The organism is Streptomyces sp. NPDC047079 (assembly GCF_040643755.1).
In the GTDB taxonomy this organism is placed as follows: Bacteria; Actinomycetota; Actinomycetes; order Streptomycetales; family Streptomycetaceae; genus Streptomyces.
This window is the reverse complement of record NZ_JBEYUZ010000004.1, coordinates 379,630-399,085: the sequence shown is the minus strand read 5'-3', so window position 1 is coordinate 399,085 and position 19,456 is coordinate 379,630. Positions and strand designations below refer to the sequence as shown.

Sequence of the window (19,456 nt, the reverse complement as noted above, 5' to 3'; positions counted from 1 at the left end):
TTACTTCTCCTCGGTACGGGTCTGGGGGTGGGCGGGCATGTTCCGGGCATCGAATACAGCCCCGCCGAGCAGCAGGTACAGGACCGCCATCCGGATCGAGACACCGTTCGCCACCTGCTCGACGGCGGTGCAGCGCTCGGAATCGGCGACCTCCGCGGTGATCTCCATGCCGCGGACCATCGGGCCGGGGTGCATGACGATGGCGTGTTCGGGCATCCGCGCCATCCGGTCGGCGTCCAGGCCGTAGCGCCGCGAGTACTCGCGCTCGGTCGGGAAGAAGGCGGCGTTCATGCGCTCGCGCTGGACGCGCAGCATCATCACCGCGTCCGACTTCGGCAACGCGCTGTCGAGGTCGTAGGAGACCTCGCAGGGCCAGGAGCCGACGCCGACCGGCAGCAGGGTGGGCGGGGCGACGAGGGTGACGTCGGCGCCGAGGGTGTGGAGGAGGTCGACGTTGGAGCGGGCGACCCGGCTGTGCAGCACGTCTCCGACGAGCGTGATGCGCTTTCCGGCCAGGTCGTGGCCGAGCCCCGCGTCCCGGCCCACCAGGCGGCGGCGCATGGTGAAGGCGTCGAGCAGGGCCTGGGTGGGATGCTGGTGGGTGCCGTCGCCGGCGTTGATGACGGCGGCGTCGATCCAGCCGGAGTTGGCCAGGCGGTAGGGGGCTCCGGAGGCGCCGTGCCGGATCACTACGGCGTCGACGCCCATGGCCTCCAGGGTCTGGGCGGTGTCCTTGAGGGACTCGCCCTTGGACACCGACGACCCCTTCGCGGAGAAGTTGATGACGTCCGCGGACAGTCGCTTCTCGGCTGCCTCGAAGGAGATCCGGGTGCGGGTGGAGTCCTCGAAGAAGAGGTTGACGACGGTGCGGCCGCGCAGGGTCGGCAGCTTCTTGATCGGCCGGTCGGCGACCCGGGCCATTTCCTCGGCGGTGTCGAGGATCAGGACGGCGTCGTCGCGGGTGAGGTCGGCGGCCGAGATGAGATGGCGCTGCATCTGTCAGGCTCCGTAAGGCAGTTCATCATTCGGGAGGTTTCGGGCAGGCGCGCACATGCGCAGGCGCACTGCCGGGGCGTACGGCAGAGGTGTACGCCGGAGTGCTATTGCTGTGCGCCCGCCACGGTCTTCACACCGAGCAGCACGGTGTCGCGACCGTCCTCCTCGGTGAGCTGGACCTTGACCGTCTCCCGCAGCGACGTGGGGAGGTTCTTGCCGACGTAGTCGGCACGGATCGGAAGTTCGCGGTGGCCGCGGTCGACGAGGACCGCGAGCTGGACCGCGCGCGGACGCCCGATGTCGTTCAGGGCGTCGAGGGCGGCACGGATGGTGCGGCCGGAGAAGAGCACATCGTCGACGAGGACGACGAGACGGCCGTCGAGGCCGTCACCGGGGATCTCCGTGCGGGCCAGCGCACGCGGGGGTCCCAGGCGCAGATCGTCGCGGTACATCGTGATGTCGAGGGAGCCGACCGGGACCGTGCGGCCGGTGATCTGCTCGAGCTTGGCGGCGAGCCGGCGGGCGAGGAAGACGCCTCGCGTCGGGATGCCGAGGAGCACCACGTCGTCGGCGCCCTTGGCGCGCTCGACGATCTCGTGGGCGATGCGGGTGAGCACCCGCGCGATGTCGGGACCTTCGAGGACGGGCCGCGCATCGGAATGCTGCGTGTCCATACGAAAAGGACCTCCTTCTCCGCCTCACGGGACGGACCTTAAAGGACGTCGGAATTGCGCCAATCAGCTTACCAGCCCTCCGGGGGCGGTCGGTCACCCCCCTGGCGGCCAGCTGTCACCCGTTCGGCGTCACCGCACGTCGCCTTCCACGGACGGGTCGGCCGGGACCGTTCGGCTTGACGGGGCAGAGTCACGCTGCGTAACCTCACAGTGAGTCACCAGCCGCGCGGCGGAGCCGCATGCCGACACCGTGTCCGGGGAGCTATATGTCCAGCGAATACGCCAAGCAGCTCGGGGCCAAGCTCCGGGCCATCCGCACCCAGCAGGGCCTTTCCCTCCACGGTGTGGAAGAGAAGTCCCAGGGACGCTGGAAGGCGGTCGTGGTCGGGTCGTACGAACGCGGCGACCGCGCCGTCACCGTGCAGCGCCTCGCCGAGCTGGCGGATTTCTACGGGGTCCCGGTCCAGGAGCTGCTGCCCGGCACGACTCCTGGCGGTGCCGCCGAGCCGCCGCCGAAGCTCGTTCTGGACCTGGAGCGCCTGGCCGGCGTGCCGGCCGAGAAGGCGGGTCCGCTTCAGCGTTACGCGGCCACGATCCAGTCGCAGCGCGGTGACTACAACGGCAAGGTGCTGTCGATCCGCCAGGACGACCTGCGCACCCTCGCGGTGATCTACGACCAGTCGCCTTCGGTGTTGACCGAGCAGCTGATCAGCTGGGGCGTTCTGGGCGCGGACGCGCGCCGCGCCGTGGCGTCCCACGAGGAGAGCTGATCCCACCAGACTCAGCAGAAACGTGCCGCCGGGGTGGCGGGGCCATTGCGGTCCGGCCACCCCGGCGGCGTTTTCGCAAGGAGCCGCACCCGCCCGGGCCGCCGTACAGCCCGGCCCGGCCGCCGTACAGGCCAAAGGGCCCGCAGCTTGGATGCTGCGGGCCCTTTTGGTGTGAGCGCGACCGCGAAACTACTCGCGGCGCAACGACGGCTTCAGGTCCTTCAGCCGGCCGAGCAGACCGTTGACGAACGCGGGCGACTCGTCCGTGGAGAACTCCTTGGCGAGCTGAACCATCTCGTCGAGCACCACGGCGTCCGGCGTCTCGTCCACCCAGATCAGCTCGTAGGCACCGAGGCGCAGGATGTTGCGGTCGACGACCGGCATCCGGTCGAGCGTCCAGCCGACCGCGTACTGCGCGATCAGCTCGTCGATGCGCTTCGCGTGCTCCGCGTACCCCTCGACCAGCTGCATCGTGTACTCGCTCACCGGCGGCTGCCGTGTGTCGGTCCGCGAGTGCCGGATCCAGTCCGCAAGGACCGTGAGGACGTCGGCCCCGCGCTGGTCGCCCTCGAAGAGGATCTGGAAGGCGCGCTTGCGGGCCGTGTTACGGGCAGCCACGGTTAGCTGTTCACCCGGCCGAGGTAGTCGCTGGTACGGGTGTCCACCTTGATCTTCTCACCGGTGGTGATGAAGAGCGGGACCTGGATCTGGTGGCCGGTCTCCAGCGTCGCGGGCTTGGTACCGCCGGTGGAGCGGTCGCCCTGGACGCCCGGCTCGGTCTCGGCGATGGTCAGCTCGACCGCGGCCGGCAGTTCGACGAAGAGCACCTCGCCCTCGTGCTGCGCGACGGTGGCCGTGAAGCCCTCGATGAGGAAGTTCGCGGCGTCGCCGACGGCCTTCCGGTCGATGTGCAGCTGGTCGTAGGTCTGCATGTCCATGAAGACGAAGTACTCGCCGTCCATGTACGAGAACTGCATGTCGCGCTTGTCGACGGTGGCCGTCTCGACCTTGACGCCGGCGTTGAAGGTCTTGTCGACGACCTTGCCGGAGAGCACGTTCTTGAGCTTGGTGCGCACGAAGGCCGGGCCCTTGCCGGGCTTGACGTGCTGGAACTCGACGACGGACCAGAGCTGGCCGCCTTCGAGCTTGAGCACCATGCCGTTCTTGAGGTCGTTCGTGGAAGCCACGGTTGCGGAATCTCCTGGACTGACGTACGACCCCGGGGCAGGCGCACAGCCGGAGGCTAGAGCGCGAGGAGCTCCTTGGTCGTGATGGTGAGTAGCTCGGGTCCGCCGTCCGCCTCGGGGCGTACGACGAGCGTGTCATCGATCCGGACACCGCCCCGGCCCGGGAGGTGAACCCCGGGTTCGACGGTGACCGGCACGCAAGCGTCCAGTTTACCCATGGCTGTCGGGGCCAGCTGCGGGTCCTCGTCGATTTCGAGTCCCACACCGTGCCCGGTCACCGGCGCGAGGCCCCCGCCGTACCCCGCGGAGTCCAGCACCTGACGTGCCGCGCGGTCCACGTCCCGGTACGCGGCGCCGGGGGCCAGGGCCTGGCGTCCGGCGCGCTGGGCGGCGAAGACGAGATCGTACAGCTCGATCTGCCAGTCGGCCGGCGAGGTGCCGATCACGAAGGTGCGGCCGATCTCGCAACGGTAGCCGCGGTAGGCGGCACCGAGGCAGACGGAGAGGAAGTCGCCCTCCTCCACCCGCCGGTCGGTGGGGCGGTGACCTGGGCGGCCGGAGTTCGGGCCGGTGCCGACGGAGGTGGTGAAGGCGGGCCCGTCGGCGCCGTGGTCGATCAGCCGGCGCTCCAGTTCGAGGGCGAGGTGACGCTCGGTGCGGCCGACGAGGATCGACTCCAGCAGCTCGCTCAGCGCCTGGTCGACGATCTCCGCCCCGATGCGCAGCAGCGCGATCTCGTCCTCGTCCTTCACCAGGCGCAGCTGCTCGACCGCGCCGCCGAGGTCGGTGAGCCGCAGCCGGGGGGCGGCCGACGTCAGGGACCGGTGCCGGGCGACCGTGAGGTGGTTCTCCTCGACGGCCAGGGTGTCGGCGCCCTGCGCGGCGGCCAGGTCCGCCCCGGCCACTGCGGGGTCGCCGCCGGACGGCGGCAGCACCTGTACCCGCAGCGCCTCGTCCGGCCGCCCGTCGATCAGCTCGTCGTCGGGCGGTCCGGCGCACAGCAGCACGTCCTCGCCCGCGCCGACCAGCAGGACGGCGCCTTCGGGAGCGGCACCCGCGAGATAGCGGACGTTGGCGGGGCGGGAGATCAGCGCCGTCGCACTCCCACCCGCGCTGAAGCGATCCCTCAGCCGCTCCCGGCGGGCCGCGTACACCTCTGACATGACCCGAGCCTACGAGCGGTGGCCGAATGTCGCCGGTCCAGCGGGGCCGGACGGGCGGCTGCACACGGTTCGGGGGCGGCCCGGAGTCCCCAGGGGACGAGCGGCTGGGCGCCCCGGGAGGCGGCTCGGAACCGCCCCGGGCTGGGCGCCCCAGGACGCGGCTCGGAACCGCCCCGGGCTGGGCGCCCCAGGACGCGGCTCGGAGCCCCCTGGGCTGGGCAGGGGCCCTCGGCGCGATGCCGGTGGAGAGTCCCTGAGCGGCCCGGGAACGGGTCCGGCTCAGCTTCCCGACCGGCCTCCGGAGGGGACCGTGAGCGCGCGCTGCCGGCCCACGACAGCCGCCGTGCGCCGCATCACCACTGGGGCGGACTCGCGATCGAGCGGGCCAGGACCTCGTCGAGCGCCCGGGCCGTTCCCGCCACGTCGAGCTGGGAGTTGTCGATGATCGGCAGTCCGGAGCCGTACCAGCCGGCCATACGGCCGTGGATACGGGCGACCTCCTCGTCGGTGAGGCGCCGGTTGCCGGTGCGCTCCGCGTTGCGCTCCAGGACTATCTCCAGACCGGGCAGCAGCACGACCGGCAGCAGACCGGGCCCCACATGCCGTTTCCAGCCACCGAGGCCGACGACCGGGCGGTCCGGGAAGACGGCGTCGTCGAGGATGCAGGAAATGCCGTTGGCCAGGAAGTTGCGGGCCGCGAAGCCGCAGGTGCGGCGGGCGAGACGATACTGCGCCTCCGAGTTGTCGTTCCACCCCGACTGCGGGTCGGCGAAGCCGGAACGCACCCATTCACGTACGTCGTCGAGGCTGATGTGGGCCGTGGGGACGCGACGGTGGTCGGCCCAGTACTTGGCGACGCTCGTCTTGCCCGCGCCCGCGGGGCCGATGAGCAGCACGGCGAGCGTGGCGGAGGCGAGGTCGGGCGCGCTCGCGGCGGGAATCGTGCCCGGTACGCCGTCAGGGGCGCCGGACGGCAGTCGGACATGGCCCGTGGGGTCCGGCGCGGGCGGCACGGGCGCGTGGTGCGAAGGGGCGGGGGTGTGCGGGGGACCGGAAGGCCCCGGAGGGCCCAGGAAGCCCGGCGCGGGCCGGCCATACGGTGCGGGGCCCGGGTGGGCGCCCGGCTGTCCCGGGTGGTGTGCGGTCGGTGACCAGGCGGTCGCCGGTCCATGCCCCGGCTGGTGGGGCGGTGGCAGCGGATCTCCCACTGCGTGCTGCATCCGGTGCCACTCCGTCTCGTTGTCTCGGGCTCGTCCGCCTCAGGGGGCGCGGCACCCCGCTCCCCACCGAACGGTACCTTCCCCCGGCCGTCGTTGTGTGAACGGCCGGGGAGGGCCCGAAGTGCCTGTCGCCGCAGGCGAATCGGGGCAGCCGGTGCCCGACGGAGCGAGTCGCCCGCCGTTCGGCCCCTGGCGGGCGGGCTACTGGCCCACTTCGCCGTACGCGGCGAGCAGCACCGCAGGGTCCGGGCCTTCCAGCACCGTCGGCTTGGCCAGGCCGTCCAGGACGATGAACCGGAGCAGGTCGCCGCGGGACTTCTTGTCGACCTTCATCGTCTCGAGCAGCCTGGGCCACTGGTCGTAGCGGTAGTGCAGCGGCAGCCCGACGGCCTCGAGGACCGTACGGTGGCGATCGGCCGTGGCGTCGTCCAAGCGGCCCGCCAGACGCCCGAGTTCGGCGGCGAAGTGCATGCCGACGGCGACGGCCGCGCCGTGGCGCCACTGGTAGCGCTCGTTCTTCTCGATCGCGTGGGCGAGCGTGTGCCCGTAGTTGAGGATCTCGCGCAGGCCGGACTCCCTCAGGTCGGAGGAGACGACCTCGGCCTTGACCCTGATGGAGCGCTCGATCAGCTCGGCGGTGTGCGGGCCTGCCGGGGTACGGGCGGCCTTGGGGTCTTCCTCGATCAGCTCCAGGATCACCGGGTCGGCGATGAAGCCGGCCTTGATCACCTCGGCGAGCCCGGATACGTAGTCGTTGACCGGAAGGGAATCAAGCGCGGCGAGGTCGCACAGCACGCCCGCGGGCGGATGGAAGGCGCCGACCAGGTTCTTGCCCTCGGCGGTGTTGATACCGGTCTTGCCGCCGACCGCGGCGTCCACCATGGCCAGCACGGTGGTCGGCACGGCGATCCAGCGCACCCCGCGCAGCCAGGTCGCGGCCACGAACCCGGCCAGGTCGGTGGTCGCGCCGCCGCCCACGCCGACGATGACGTCGGTGCGGGTGAAGCCGGACTGGCCGAGCGCCTTCCAGCAGTAGGCGGCGACCTCGGCGGTCTTGGCCTCCTCGGCGTTCGGGACCTGGATGGCGATCGCCTCGAAGCCCTGTCCGGCGAGGTCGGCGCGCAGCGCCTCGCCCGTCTCGGTCAGTGCCTCCGGGTGGACCACGGCGACACGCTTGGCCCGGTCGCCGACCAGACCGGCGAGCTCGCCGAGGAGCTGACGGCCCACCAGTACCTCGTACGGATCGGTGCCCGCGGTGCCGCCGACCTGGATCCGCGTGACTGCCTCGCTCATGCTTGCTTCAACTCCACTGCGTCCAGGACGGCTTGGGTCACCTCTTCGGGGCTGCGGGCGTCGGTGGGCACGACGGCCGTGGCGACCCCTTCGTACAGGGGGCGGCGCGCCTCCATCAGCTCGCGCCACTGGCGGCGCGGATTGATCGCGAGCAGCGGGCGGGCCACGTTGAGACCGGTGCGCCTGACGGCCTCCTCGACGTCCATCGAGAGGTAGACCACGCGCTGTCCGGCGAGCAGCGCACGGGTGTCCTCGTCGAGGATCGCGCCGCCGCCCAGGGCCAGCACACCGTCGTGCTCGGTGACCGCCCGGTGCACGGCCCGCTTCTCGATCGCGCGGAAGACGGGCTCGCCCTCGTCCAGGAAGATCTCCGCGATGCTCCGGCCCTGCTCGGCCACGATGTCGTCGTCGGTGTCGCGGTAGCCGACCCCCAGCCGTTCGGCCAGCAGCCGGCCGACGGTGGACTTGCCCACGCCCATCGGGCCGACGAGGACGACCGCGGGCACCGCGCTCACCGGATCTCCAGGCTGTCGAGGTAGGACCGCACGTTGCGGCGGGTCTCGGTCACACTGTCGCCGCCGAACTTCTCCGCCACCGCGTCCGCGAGGACGAGCGCGACCATCGCCTCGGCGACGATGCCGGCCGCCGGGACCGCGGCCACGTCGGAACGCTGGTGGTGGGCCTGCGCAGGCTCGCCCGTGGACACGTCGACGGTCCGCAGCGCGCGGGGCACCGTCGCGATGGGCTTCATCGCGGCCCGTACGCGCAGCAGCTCACCCGTGGACAGACCGCCCTCGGTGCCGCCGGAGCGGCCCGTCGCACGCTTGATGCCCTCGGGCGTCGTGAGGATCTCGTCATGGGCCTTCGAGCCCGGCACCCGCGCCAGCTCGAAGCCGTCGCCGACCTCGACGCCCTTGATCGCCTGGATGCCCATCAGGGCGGCCGCGAGCCGCGCGTCGAGCCGGCGGTCCCAGTGCACGTGGGAGCCGAGGCCGACGGGAACCCCGTAGGCGAGGACCTCCACCACGCCACCCAGGGTGTCGCCGTCCTTGTGAGCCTGGTCGATCTCCGCGACCATCGCCTTGGACGTGTCCGCGTCCAGGCAGCGCACGGGGTCGGCGTCCAGCTTCTCCACGTCGGCCGGGGTCGGGTACACGCCGTACGGCGACTTCGCCGAGGCGAGTTCGACGACGTGCGAGACGATCTCGATGCCCGCGGTCTCCTTCAGGTACGAGCGGGCCACCGCGCCGAGCGCGACCCGGGCCGCGGTCTCACGGGCGGATGCGCGCTCCAGGATCGGCCGCGCCTCGTCGAATCCGTACTTCTGCATGCCGGCGAGGTCGGCGTGGCCGGGCCGCGGCCGGGTCAGCGGCGCGTTGCGGGCCAGTCCCGCCAGCACCTCCGGGTCCACCGGGTCGGCCGCCATCACCTGTTCCCACTTGGGCCACTCGGTGTTCCCGACCATGATCGCCACCGGGGAGCCCAGGGTGAGCCCGTGCCGGACGCCACCGAGGAAGGTGACCTCGTCCCGCTCGAACTTCATCCGCGCACCGCGCCCATAGCCCAGCCGCCGCCGCGCCAGGTGGTCCGCCACCATCTCCGTGGTGATCGGCACGCCGGCGGGAAGGCCCTCCAGCGTCGCGACAAGTGCGGGACCGTGGGACTCCCCCGCGGTCAGCCAGCGCAACCTGCTCAACGGTGCTCCTCAGTGCTCGCGCCTGGTACTGCCCTGCGTACGCGCGTCCTCGCGTACGGCGACAGCGCGACCGGGTGCGCGGCCCCGGTCCGCCACCACCGATCCTCCCACGTCCGGCGTTGTGAACCGGCCCCAGGTCCATCAGGCGGACGCGGAGCGAGCGTCCTCCGGCGGCCCCTACCGGGCCGCCAGGGCGTGCTCCCCCGCCTTGCGCATGGCGTCCAGCGGGGCCGGGGAACGGCCCGTCATCCGCTCGACCTGGAGCACCGCCTGGTGCACCAGCAGATCGAGGCCGCTGACGACGGCGCCGCCGTACGCGGACCAGCGCGCCGCGAGGTTGGTGGGCCAGGGGTCGTACAGCACGTCGAAGAGGGTCGCGGGACGCTCCGGTACGGCGGCGGCGAGCGCGTCCGTCGTACCGGCCGGGGTGGTGGCGATGACGAGCGGCGCGCTCAGCGCGCGGTCGGCGTCGGACCAGTCGGCGGTACGGACCTCCACGCCGATGCGCTCGCCCCATCGCCGCATTTCAGTCGCCCGTGCCTCGCTGCGGACGTAGGCGACGACCTCGCCCGTGCAGACACGGGCCAGTGCGGCGAGCGCGGAGGACGCGGTCGCGCCGGCACCGAGGATCGCGGCCGAGTCGACCTGCTCGACTCCCCGCTCGCGCAGCGCGGCGACCATCCCGGGGATGTCGGTGTTGTCACCGACTCGCCGCCCGTCCGCGGTGAACACGACCGTGTTCACCGCCTCGACGCAGGCCGCGGTGTCGCTGACCGAGTCGAGCAGGGGAATGACGGCCCGCTTGAGCGGCATGGTCAGCGAGAGCCCGGCCCAGTCGGGTCCGAGGTCCGCGAAGAACCCCGGCAGCGACTCCTCGTCGATCTCGAACCGGTCGTACGACCAGTCCTTCAGTCCCAGCTCCTGGTAGGCGGTGCGATGCAGCACCGGGGAGAGGGAGTGCGCGATCGGGGAGCCGAGGACGGCGGCCCGGCGCTTGCTGGTGGTGCCCGTCATTGCCCCTTCTTCTGCCCTTGCAGGTACTTCTCGCGATTGCGGTTCTGCTCTTCGTTGGTCTCGGCGAACAGAGTCTCGTTGTCGTTGATGGAGACGAAGTAGTACCAGTTTCCCTTGGCCGGCTTGAGCGCGGCCTTGATCGCGACTTCGCCCGGGTTGTCGATCGGGCCGGGGGGCAGGCCCTTGAAGCGGTACGTGTTGTACGGGTTGTCGATCTTCCGGAGGTCGTCGACGGAACCGGTGCCGAGCCGGGACTCGCCGCGCAGGTAGTTCACCGTCGAGTCGAAGTCGAGCAGACCGTTCGTCTCGGTGTTGTTCGGCTTGAGCCGGTTGTAGACGACCGTGGCGACCTTCTCGAAGTCGTGCTTGTACTTGCCCTCGGCCTGGACCAGGCTCGCGACCGTCAGGACCTGCAACGGGTTGTCCAGGTTGAGGTTCTTCGCCTTGGCCTGGATGCCGAACGCGGCGTACTTCTCCTTGGCCGTGTCGACCATCTGCTTCAGGACGTCCTCGGGCTTCATGCCCTTGGCGACGGGATAGCTGGACGGGTACAGGAACCCTTCCAGCGGGTCCCTGATGGCGCTGTTGTCGTTGGCCCAGTCGGGCAGGCCGAAGCTCTTCCACTTCTTCGCGGCGATGTCCCGGGTGGTGCCGGCCTTGAGCTGAAGCCGGCCGTCGATCGCCGCGTAGATCTTCGCGTTGCGCCAGCCCTCGGCGATGATCAGGTTGTTCTTGCTCTTCGGGCTGAGCATCAACTGCACGGCCGCCGCCGCGGACATGTGCTTGTTCAGCGTGTACGTGCCCGCCTGGATGGTCTTGCCGTTCGGGTTCTGCTCCTGCGCCGCGACGAACGCGTCGACGCTCTTGACGACACCGGCCTGCTTGAGCACCTGGCCGATGGCGAAGCCACCGGACCCCTTCGGAATGGTGACCGTGACCTGTTCGCCACTGCCCTCGCCCACATAGTCGGGCGCCGCGCCGAAACGATTTTGGTAGAACTGATACCCGAAGTAACCCACTCCGCCGATACCGCCGCCGAACACCAGGACGACGACGAGGCAGGCGCATCCATTGCGGCGCTTCCTGCCGCCCTTGTCGCCGCGCCCCCGCCGGTCGCCACGACCGCGGCGGTCCCCGGTGTCGTCGTCGTCATCGTCGTCGCCGCCCGCGAAGAAGGCGTGTTCGCCCTGATCGGGGCCCGGATCCCAGTCGGTCTTCGGCTCCGGCTCGGCCTGCCTGCGGTGCGGCGGCTCGGGCGGCGGATAGGCGTCCGGAGTCTGGTAGAAGTCGGGCTGCTCACCGCCGTACGCACCTGTCTGGGCGCCGTACGGGTCCCCGGGGTCGGCGGCGTAGGGGAGGTGGGCCTGTCCTCCGCCGCCCCATCCCTCGTCGCCCTGGCCTTGCTGCGGTTGGCCCGCGTACGGCTGCGCGTTCTGCTGCTGGTACGGGTCCGGGTACTGCTGCCCGGCCTGCTGCTCGTACTGGCCCGGGTACTGCTGACCGCCGTGGTCGGGGTACTGCTGACCGCCGTGGTCGGGGTACTGCTGGTAGCCCTGCTGCCCCTGGCCGTAGCTGGACGCCTGCGGGCCGCCGTCCCAGTGCCCGTGGTGCTGCCCCGCCTGCTCCGGGTCGTACTGGGGCCGGCCGCCGTAAGGGGACTGGCCCTCAGGGGCCTGCTGTCCTCTCCATCCGCCGTCCCCGTACAACGGGTCCTCCGGATGCCACGGTGCGGAGCCTTGGCCCCGGCCATACTCAGTCATCGATCCCCTAGAGCCGCGAGGCGGCGGTCGCGGGCTCCGGTGCCCCAGCTTCCGTTCCGCCTCTTTGCTGTGCGGTGGCTGTTCGAACACCCTCGCATCGCGCGGAACGTTACCGTATCGCGATCAGATGACCACTTCGACGCCCTCGCCGGGTGCTTTACCTGACACCCGTTCGGATTCGAGGGCCTGCTGAAGGATGATGACGGCCGCCGCCTGGTCGATCACGGACCGGCCCTTCCTGGACTTCACACCGGAGGCTCGCAGTCCCTGACCGGCCGTCACCGTCGTCATCCGCTCGTCCACGAGGCGCACCGGCACGGGTGCGATCGCACGGGCCAGTTCCTGGGCGAAGCCGCGGACCTTGACGGCGGCCGGGCCCTCGCCCCCCTTGAGGGAGCGAGGCAGGCCGACGACGACCTCGATCGGCTCGTACTCCTCGACAAGTTGCCTCAGCCGGCGCTGGGCCGCCGGAACGTCCCGTCCCGGGACCGTCTCCACCGGGGTGGCGAGGATCCCGTCGGGGTCGCAGGAGGCGACCCCGATACGGGCGTCACCGACGTCGATCGCGAGTCGGCGTCCTCTTCTCATGCGCGCGGCCGTCCTACTTGGCGGTCTCGGCGACCAGGCGCTCGACGGCCTCGACGGCGTCACCGATCGCGGCCGCGTTCTGGCCGCCGCCCTGGGCGACGTCGGGCTTGCCGCCCCCGCCGCCTCCGAGGGTCTTGGCGGCCGTACGGACCAGCTCGCCGGCCTTCAGTCCGCGCTCGCGGGCGGCGTCGTTGGTGGCGATGACCGTGAGCGGCTTGCCGTTGTTCACGGTGAACAGGGCGACCACCGCGGCCCGTCCGCCCCGGATGCGGCCGCGCACGTCGAGAACCAGCTTGCGCAGGTCGTCGGGGGTGGTGCCGTCCGGGACCTGCCCCGTGACGACGGCGATCCCGTGGACGTCCCTGGCGGACTCGGCGAGCCCGGCGGCGGCCTGCAGCACCTTCTCGGCGCGGAACTTCTCGATCTCCTTCTCGGCGTCCTTCAGCTTGCCGAGCATTCCGGCGACCTTCTCCGGCAGTTCCTCCGGACGGCCCTTGAGCAGCTCGGTGAGCTGGTTGACGACCGTGTGCTCCCGGGCCAGGAAGTTGTAGGCGTCGACGCCGACCAGCGCCTCGATACGGCGGACACCGGAGCCGATCGAGGACTCGCCGAGCAGCTTCACCAGACCCAGCTGGGCGGTGTTGTGCACATGCGTGCCGCCGCACAGCTCCTTGGAGAAGTCGCCGATGGTCACGACGCGGACGCGCTGGCCGTACTTCTCGCCGAACTCGGCGATGGCGCCCTGCTTCTTGGCCTCATCGATCCCCATGATCTCGGCGTGCACGTCGAGGTCGCGGGCGAGCACCTCGTTGATCTTCTGCTCGACATCGCTCATCACGGTCGTCGGGACGGCCGACGGGGAGCCGAAGTCGAAGCGGAAGCGGCCGGGCTGGTTCTCGGAACCGGCCTGGGCGGCCGTCGGGCCGAGGGCGTCGCGCAGGGCCTGGTGGGTGAGGTGCGTGGCCGAGTGGGCGCGGGCGATGGCCTTGCGGCGGCGGGAGTCGATCGAGGCCTGGGCCTTGGCGCCGACGGTGACCTCGCCGACCTGGACGACGCCCTTGTGCACATACACACCCGGGACCGGCTTCTGGGTGTCGCGGACCTCGATGACGGCACCGGAGTCGGTCCTGATACGGCCGGTGTCGCCGATCTGGCCGCCCCCCTCGGCGTAGAACGGGGTGCGGTCGAGGACGATCTCGATCTCGTCGCCCTCGGTGGCGGCCGGCGAGGAGACGCCGTCGACGAGGATGCCGACGACCGTGGACTCGGCCTCGGTGTCCGTGTACCCGATGAAGTCGGTGGCACCGGCGCTGTCGGCGATCTCACGGTAGGCGCCGAGGTCGGCGTGGCCGGTCTTCTTGGACTGGGCGTCGGCCTTGGCGCGCTCCCGCTGCTCCTTCATCAGGCGGCGGAAGCCCTCCTCGTCCACCGAGAGTCCCTGCTCGGCGGCCATCTCGAGGGTGAGGTCGATCGGGAAGCCCCAGGTGTCGTGGAGCAGGAAGGCCTTGTCGCCGGACAGGGTCGTGCCACCGGCGGCCTTGGTCTCGGTCACGGCGGTGTCGAGGATGTTGGTGCCGGCCTTCAGCGTCTTGAGGAAGGCGGCCTCCTCGGCGAGGGCGACCTTCTCGATCCGCTCCCGGTCGGTGACCAGCTCGGGGTACTGCTGGCCCATCATCTCGATCACCGTGTCGATCAGGTCCTTGACGACCGGCCCGGTGGCGCCGAGCAGGCGCATGTTGCGGATGGCGCGGCGCATGATGCGGCGCAGGACGTAGCCGCGGCCCTCGTTGCCGGGGGTCACGCCGTCACCGATCAGCATGGTGGCGGTGCGCATGTGGTCGGTGACCACACGCAGGGAGACGTCCGAGGCGTGGGCGTCGCCGTAGGCGACACCGGTCAGCTCCGTGGCCTTCTTGATCACGGCCATGGAGGTGTCGATCTCGTACATGTTCTGCACGTCCTGCAGAATCATGGCGAGGCGCTCGAGGCCCAGGCCCGTGTCGATGTTCTTGCTCGGCAGGTCGCCGAGGATCTCGAAGTTGTCCTTGCCGGTGCCCTCGCCCCGCTCGTACTGCATGAAGACGAGGTTCCAGATCTCCACGTACCGCTCGTCGTTGACGGCGGGGCCGCCCTCGACGCCGAACTCCGGGCCGCGGTCGTAGTTGATCTCGGAACAGGGGCCGCACGGGCCGGGGACGCCCATGGACCAGAAGTTGTCCTTCATGCCCAGGCGCTGGATGCGCTCGGCGGGGACACCGATGACGTCACGCCAGATCTGCTCGGCCTCGTCGTCGTCCTTGTAGACGGTGATCCACAGACGCTCGGGGTCGAGGCCGTAACCGCCCTTGTCCTGGGGCGCGGTGAGCAGCTCCCAGGCGAGCTTGATGGCGCCTTCCTTGAAGTAGTCGCCGAAGGAGAAGTTGCCGCACATCTGGAAGAACGTGCCGTGGCGCGTGGTCTTGCCGACCTCTTCGATGTCGGGCGTGCGCACGCACTTCTGCACGCTGGTGGCGCGCGGGAAGGGCGGCTTGACCTCGCCCAGGAAGTAGGGCTTGAAGGGCACCATGCCGGCCGGGACGAGGAGCAGAGTCGGGTCGTCCGCGATGAGCGACGCCGAAGGGACGACGGTGTGACCGCGCTCCTCGAAGAAGCTCAACCAGCGGCGGCGGATTTCAGCCGACTCCATCAGTGGTCCTCATTCCGGTTGTGCGAGTGCGTCGTGGTCTCGACGTACTTCGGGTTGCTGCGGTTCTCGATGGCGGCGTGCCGCCGGGGTGCCGGGAGGGGGTCGACGGGCGCGTTCGTACCGAGCGCGTCGCCGAGTTCCGCCTCCCGCTGTGCCATGCCGGCCCGGACATCGAGCGCGAAGTCCAACGCGCGGTCCTTGAGCCGGTGACCCGCCTCGATCGCCTTGTTCGCCGCCTGCGCGGCCAGGCTTTCGGGGGTCAGCTGCCTCAGCTTGCGGTTGACCTTGGTGGTGGCCCACACACCGGCGGCGACACCGGTGGTGAACCAGAACGTACGGCGGAACATCGCTCGGTCAGAGCCCCTCTTCCCGGTTGTTTCCCCGGTTGTTCCGCTTCCCCCGTCGCGGAGACGGGACGGTGCGGCCCACGATCACGGTACGCCGGGGTGCCTTGGCAGGCACGTTCTCTCGACGGCCGGCGATGGCCCGGCGCACGCCGTAGCCGAACGCCGCGACCTTGACCAAGGGACCGCCGAAGGTGGAGGCGACGGTCGTCGACAGCGCCGAGGCGTTCGACGTGACCTCCTGGACGTCCGAGGCGATCGCGTCGACCCGGTCGATCTGGGTCTGCGCCGAGCGCACCGCCGCGGAGGCGTCGGACAGCAGCGGGACGGCCTGGTCGGTCACGTCCGCCACCAGCTTGGTGGTCGCCTTGAGCGTCTGGGCCAGCCTCGCCAGCGCGACGGCGAGGAAGGAGACCAGGATCGCCCAGAAGACAGCCACCAGAATCCCGGCCACCTCTCCACCGGACACCGTGTGCACCCGCTCCCTGGAACGTGCCTGAACATCGAAAAGTCGCCCCCCGAGCCTATCGCGCCGGGGCGGTCGGTCCGTACCGGATTAGAGGCCGAGCGCAGCGGAGTGCGCGGGGGGTGCACACCGTGGGCACACGGGGCCCGCACACGCCACGTGCACGTTCGCGTCCACCACGTCCATTCCCGGGCCTCGCCGAAGGGTTCGGCCCGGACATGCGTCGGCCCGCCGCCCCGACCGCCCTGAGGGGCGGGGGACGACGGGCCGATGCGCTGGGGTGCTACGTCCGCCGGAAAGGGATCAACGGGCGTAGTACTCGACGACGAGCTGCTCGTCGCAGATCACCGGGATCTCCTTGCGGTTCGGCTCACGGTCCAGGCGGAACGCCAGGGCCTTGAGGTTCACCTGGAGGTAGCGCGGGGTCTCGCCGTCGGGGGCGAAGCCACCCTCGCGGGCGACCTGGAAGAGCGCCTTCTCACGGCTGCGCTCGCGGACCATCACGACGTCGTCGGGACGGACGCGGAACGACGGCTTGTCGACCTTCTGGCCGTTGACCTCGATGTGGCCGTGGACGACCATCTGGCGGGCCTGGTAGATCGTGCGGGCGATGCCCGAACGCAGGACCAGCGCGTCGAGACGGCGCTCCAGCTCGACGATCAGGGCCTCACCGGTCTTGCCCTGGACCTTGGAGGCACGGTCGTAGGCGCGCACCAGCTGGCGCTCGGAGATGTCGTACTGCGCGCGCAGACGCTGCTTCTCCAGCAGACGGACCTTGTAGTCCGAGTTCTGCTTGCGGCCGCGGCCGTGCTCGCCCGGCGGGTAGGGGCGGGCCTCGAAGTACTTGACGGCCTTCGGGGTCAGCGCGATGCCGAGGGCACGCGACTTCTTGACCTTGGGGCGGGACTGGTTCGCCATGAACCAAACACCTCGTGTTTCTGTATGGAATCGGCTTCACCAGGGTTAGGGGAGGTCGCATCCGCAGCCGGGGAAACCCTGCGGGTCCGCGTGGGACCTGCCGGGCAGCCGCTCCCCTGGTCTGGGCACATACGTGCAGCACGCGAGAGGCCCACCGACCGGTCCCGGGGAGTGCCGGGAGGTGGTGGGCTGCCCGCGACACCGTTCGACGGTGCGCGACGCTCCTGGATCCCCGTGCCGTACGGCGGTGGGGTTCCGGCTGGTTGTCCCGCTCTGGTGGCGCCGGCCTCTCATTTCTGAGGTTCCGGACACGGGACTCAGCGCTTCGAGCAAGTCTACAGGGTGGCTACGGCTGCTTTCGACGCAGATGCTTGCGGGTCCACTCCACGGCGTCCGCGTACCGCGCCTCGGCGCCGTGCCGGGTCGGGCTGTAGTACTCGCGGTCCTTGAGCGCGTCCGGGGCGTACTGCTGGGCGGCGATCCCCTCCGGCAGGTCGTGCGGGTACACATACCCCTGGGCGTGGCCGAGCTTGGCCGCGCCCTTGTAGTGCCCGTCGCGCAGATGCGGGGGCACGGGTCCGGCCAGGCCTGCCCGGACGTCCGCCATGGCCGCGCCGATCGCCGTGGTCGCCGAGTTGGACTTGGGGGCGAGCGCGAGGGCGATGGTGGCGTGGCTGAGGGTCAGGGCGGCCTCCGGGAAGCCGATCATGGCCACGGCCTGGGCGGCGGCGACGGCGATCGGCAGCGCGTTCGGGTCGGCGAGGCCGATGTCCTCGCTGGCGGAGATCATCAGGCGGCGGGCGATGAACCGGGGGTCCTCACCGGCTTCGATCATGCGGGCCAGGTAGTGCAGGGCCGCGTCCACGTCGGAGCCGCGGATGGACTTGATGAGGGCACTCGCCACGTCGTAGTGCTGGTCGCCGTCCCGGTCGTACTTCACGGCGGCGCGGTCGACCGTCTCCTCCAGCGTCGTGAGGCCGATCTCCGTCTCGCCCTTGTCGAGGGCGGCGCCCGCGGCGGCCTCCAAGGCCGTCAGGGCGCGGCGGGCGTCGCCGCCGGCGATCCGCAGCAGATGGTCCTCGGTGTCCTCGGGCAGGGCGACGGCGCCGGCGAGGCCCCGCTCGTCGCTCAGGGCCCTGCGCAGCAGGCCGCGTACGTCGTCGTCCGTGAGCGGTTCGAGCGTGAGCAGCAGGGACCGGGACAGGAGCGGGGAGATCACCGAGAAGTACGGGTTCTCCGTGGTCGCCGCGATGAGGGTGACCCAGCGGTTCTCGACGGCCGGCAGGAGGGAGTCCTGCTGGGCCTTGCTGAAGCGGTGGATCTCGTCGAGGAAGAGGACGGTCTCCTTGCCGAAGCCGCCGGTGGCGCGGCGGGCGCCGTCGATGACCGCGCGGACCTCCTTGACACCCGCGGTGATCGCCGACAGCTCCACGAACCGCTTGTTGGTCGCCTTCGAGACGACATACGCCAGGGTCGTCTTGCCGGTGCCGGGCGGACCCCAGAGGATGACCGAGGAGGGTCCGGCGGGCCCGCCGTTGCCCTCGCCGACCAGTCTGCGCAGCGGGGACCCCGGCTTGAGCAGGTGCTGCTGGCCCACCACCTCGTCGAGGGTGCGCGGGCGCATACGGACCGCCAGGGGGCTTGCGGCCGGGTCCTTCTCCTGGCGTTCTTCTGCTGCGGCGGTGAACAGGTCGGGCTCCACGCTGAAACCCTATGTCACGCCACTGACAATGCCCCCGGGCCCGGGGCGGCAGCCGGGCGGCTCCCCGTCAGGCCCAGAGCTGGCTGCCCCACCGGGTCAGGATCAGCATGGCGATGATGCCGACGTGGGTGACGGGAAGCACCCAGGTGAACTCACCGAGGAAGTTCTTCACGGGGCGCGGCGCGGGCAGGAAGTCGTTGCGGACGTTGAACGAGGTCACGTACCAGAACATGACGCTCGTGGCGACCCAGGCCAGCGAGCACCACAGGCACAGGGCGTTGATCCGGTACAGCGACTGGAACTGCAGCCAGGTGCAGAAGGCCACGCCGAAGAGCGTGCCGACGTTGAAGGTCAGCCAGTACCAGCGGGGGAAGCGGGCGCGAGCGAGCAGGCTCACGCCGACGCAGATGACGATGCCGTAGCAGACGAGGCCGAGCATCGGGTTGGGGAAGCCGAAGGCGGCGGCCTGCTTGCTCTCCATGACGCTGCCGCAGGAGATGATCGGGTTGATGCTGCAACTGGGGGTGAACGTCTTGCCGCTCACCTTGCCCTCGAGGATCTTGAACTTGTCGATCGTGATGACCCACGCGGCGAGCAGACCGGCCGCACCGGTGATCACGAGCAGCAGGGCGAACGCCAGACCGCCGCCCGCCGCCCGGGAGGCATCCACGCTTTCCGGCTCGGTGGACCCGGTGGAGACGTCCTTGACTGTCGTCTTGCTCATCACGCCGATTCCGATGCTTGAGGGAATGGACCTGCGGACAGTGGTCATTGTGCCGCACGCCCGCGGGTGCCCACCGTTCGCTGTGTACAAGGACGTACGCACGCTGGTCCCGGAACGTTCGGTTCAGGCCAGGCTCGTGGCCAGGGCCACATCCGTGGCCCCCCTGCTTTCGCACGGCGGGACGAATCGGCGTGGGCGCGGTTGACGGGCGCGAGCGCGGCGGCGCCGGACGCGCGTGACCGGATCGGGGGGCTC

19 protein-coding genes are annotated in these 19,456 nt (G+C 70.7%); 1 reads left to right on the top strand and 18 read right to left on the bottom strand.

What is annotated here, in order from left to right:
• Together ABZ823_RS08860 and pyrR are read right to left on the bottom strand one after the other, a co-directional pair.
• Window positions 1-996 carry an aspartate carbamoyltransferase catalytic subunit gene (locus ABZ823_RS08860; RefSeq protein WP_361655716.1) on the bottom strand — a complete coding sequence of 332 codons (996 nt, stop codon included), beginning with the start codon at window positions 994-996 and terminating at the stop codon, window positions 1-3.
• Window positions 997-1,100: 104 nt separating this feature from the next.
• Window positions 1,101-1,670: a bifunctional pyr operon transcriptional regulator/uracil phosphoribosyltransferase PyrR gene (gene pyrR, locus ABZ823_RS08855; protein WP_361655713.1), complete on the bottom strand. Its 570-nt coding sequence runs from the start codon at window positions 1,668-1,670 to the stop codon at window positions 1,101-1,103.
• A gap of 266 nt (window positions 1,671-1,936) precedes the next feature.
• Here pyrR and bldD point away from each other — a divergent pair, with 266 nt between their 5' ends.
• Window positions 1,937-2,440 (top strand): transcriptional regulator BldD, encoded by a 504-nt coding sequence (gene bldD, locus ABZ823_RS08850; protein WP_361655710.1) that lies wholly within the window; start codon window positions 1,937-1,939, stop codon window positions 2,438-2,440.
• 189 nt (window positions 2,441-2,629) lie between these two features.
• Here bldD and nusB read toward each other — a convergent pair whose 3' ends face one another.
• From nusB to ABZ823_RS08770, 16 genes are all read right to left on the bottom strand, one after another.
• Window positions 2,630-3,058 carry a transcription antitermination factor NusB gene (gene nusB / locus ABZ823_RS08845; protein WP_361655707.1) on the bottom strand — a complete coding sequence of 143 codons (429 nt, stop codon included), beginning with the start codon at window positions 3,056-3,058 and terminating at the stop codon, window positions 2,630-2,632.
• Window positions 3,059-3,060: 2 nt separating this feature from the next.
• Entirely contained in the window at window positions 3,061-3,627 is a 567-nt protein-coding gene (gene efp / locus ABZ823_RS08840; RefSeq protein WP_361655704.1) for an elongation factor P, read from the bottom strand.
• A 56-nt stretch (window positions 3,628-3,683) separates the two neighbouring features.
• Window positions 3,684-4,790, bottom strand: a complete 1,107-nt coding sequence (locus ABZ823_RS08835) for an aminopeptidase P family protein (protein ID WP_361655701.1) — start codon at window positions 4,788-4,790, stop codon at window positions 3,684-3,686.
• Window positions 4,791-5,143: 353 nt separating this feature from the next.
• On the bottom strand, window positions 5,144-6,010 hold the full coding sequence (locus ABZ823_RS08830) for a Pro-rich N-terminal domain-containing protein (protein ID WP_361655698.1): 867 nt from the start codon (window positions 6,008-6,010) through the stop codon (window positions 5,144-5,146).
• Between the two features lie 201 nt (window positions 6,011-6,211).
• Window positions 6,212-7,303, bottom strand: coding sequence for a 3-dehydroquinate synthase (aroB, locus tag ABZ823_RS08825; RefSeq protein WP_361655695.1), 1,092 nt, complete (start codon window positions 7,301-7,303; stop codon window positions 6,212-6,214).
• A complete protein-coding gene (locus tag ABZ823_RS08820; protein WP_361655692.1) occupies window positions 7,300-7,818 on the bottom strand; it encodes a shikimate kinase in 519 nt (172 codons plus the stop codon). The genes aroB and ABZ823_RS08820 overlap by 4 nt, the downstream gene beginning before the upstream one ends.
• Window positions 7,815-8,999 carry a chorismate synthase gene (aroC, locus tag ABZ823_RS08815; protein WP_361655689.1) on the bottom strand — a complete coding sequence of 395 codons (1,185 nt, stop codon included), beginning with the start codon at window positions 8,997-8,999 and terminating at the stop codon, window positions 7,815-7,817. The genes ABZ823_RS08820 and aroC overlap by 4 nt, the downstream gene beginning before the upstream one ends.
• Window positions 9,000-9,176: 177 nt before the next feature.
• Window positions 9,177-10,013: a shikimate dehydrogenase gene (locus tag ABZ823_RS08810; RefSeq protein WP_361655686.1), complete on the bottom strand. Its 837-nt coding sequence runs from the start codon at window positions 10,011-10,013 to the stop codon at window positions 9,177-9,179.
• Window positions 10,010-11,773: an endolytic transglycosylase MltG gene (mltG, locus tag ABZ823_RS08805; RefSeq protein WP_361655683.1), complete on the bottom strand. Its 1,764-nt coding sequence runs from the start codon at window positions 11,771-11,773 to the stop codon at window positions 10,010-10,012. The genes ABZ823_RS08810 and mltG overlap by 4 nt, the downstream gene beginning before the upstream one ends.
• A gap of 123 nt (window positions 11,774-11,896) precedes the next feature.
• Complete coding sequence (gene ruvX / locus ABZ823_RS08800; protein WP_361655680.1) at window positions 11,897-12,361, bottom strand: Holliday junction resolvase RuvX; 465 nt, start codon at window positions 12,359-12,361, stop codon at window positions 11,897-11,899.
• Between the two features lie 13 nt (window positions 12,362-12,374).
• Window positions 12,375-15,047, bottom strand: coding sequence for an alanine--tRNA ligase (gene alaS / locus ABZ823_RS08795; RefSeq protein WP_361655677.1), 2,673 nt, complete (start codon window positions 15,045-15,047; stop codon window positions 12,375-12,377).
• The gene (locus tag ABZ823_RS08790) at window positions 15,047-15,394 is read right to left on the bottom strand and encodes a hypothetical protein (protein WP_361655674.1); all 348 of its coding nucleotides are present in this window, start codon (window positions 15,392-15,394) and stop codon (window positions 15,047-15,049) included. The genes alaS and ABZ823_RS08790 overlap by 1 nt, the downstream gene beginning before the upstream one ends.
• Before the next feature lie 7 nt (window positions 15,395-15,401).
• Window positions 15,402-15,869, bottom strand: coding sequence for a DUF948 domain-containing protein (locus tag ABZ823_RS08785; RefSeq protein ID WP_361655671.1), 468 nt, complete (start codon window positions 15,867-15,869; stop codon window positions 15,402-15,404).
• Between the two features lie 291 nt (window positions 15,870-16,160).
• Window positions 16,161-16,775: a 30S ribosomal protein S4 gene (gene rpsD, locus ABZ823_RS08780; RefSeq protein WP_361655669.1), complete on the bottom strand. Its 615-nt coding sequence runs from the start codon at window positions 16,773-16,775 to the stop codon at window positions 16,161-16,163.
• A 346-nt stretch (window positions 16,776-17,121) separates the two neighbouring features.
• The gene (locus ABZ823_RS08775; protein ID WP_361655666.1) at window positions 17,122-18,477 is read right to left on the bottom strand and encodes a replication-associated recombination protein A; all 1,356 of its coding nucleotides are present in this window, start codon (window positions 18,475-18,477) and stop codon (window positions 17,122-17,124) included.
• Window positions 18,478-18,544: 67 nt separating this feature from the next.
• Complete coding sequence (locus ABZ823_RS08770; RefSeq protein WP_361655663.1) at window positions 18,545-19,201, bottom strand: vitamin K epoxide reductase family protein; 657 nt, start codon at window positions 19,199-19,201, stop codon at window positions 18,545-18,547.
• Between the last annotated feature and the right edge of the window lie 255 nt (window positions 19,202-19,456).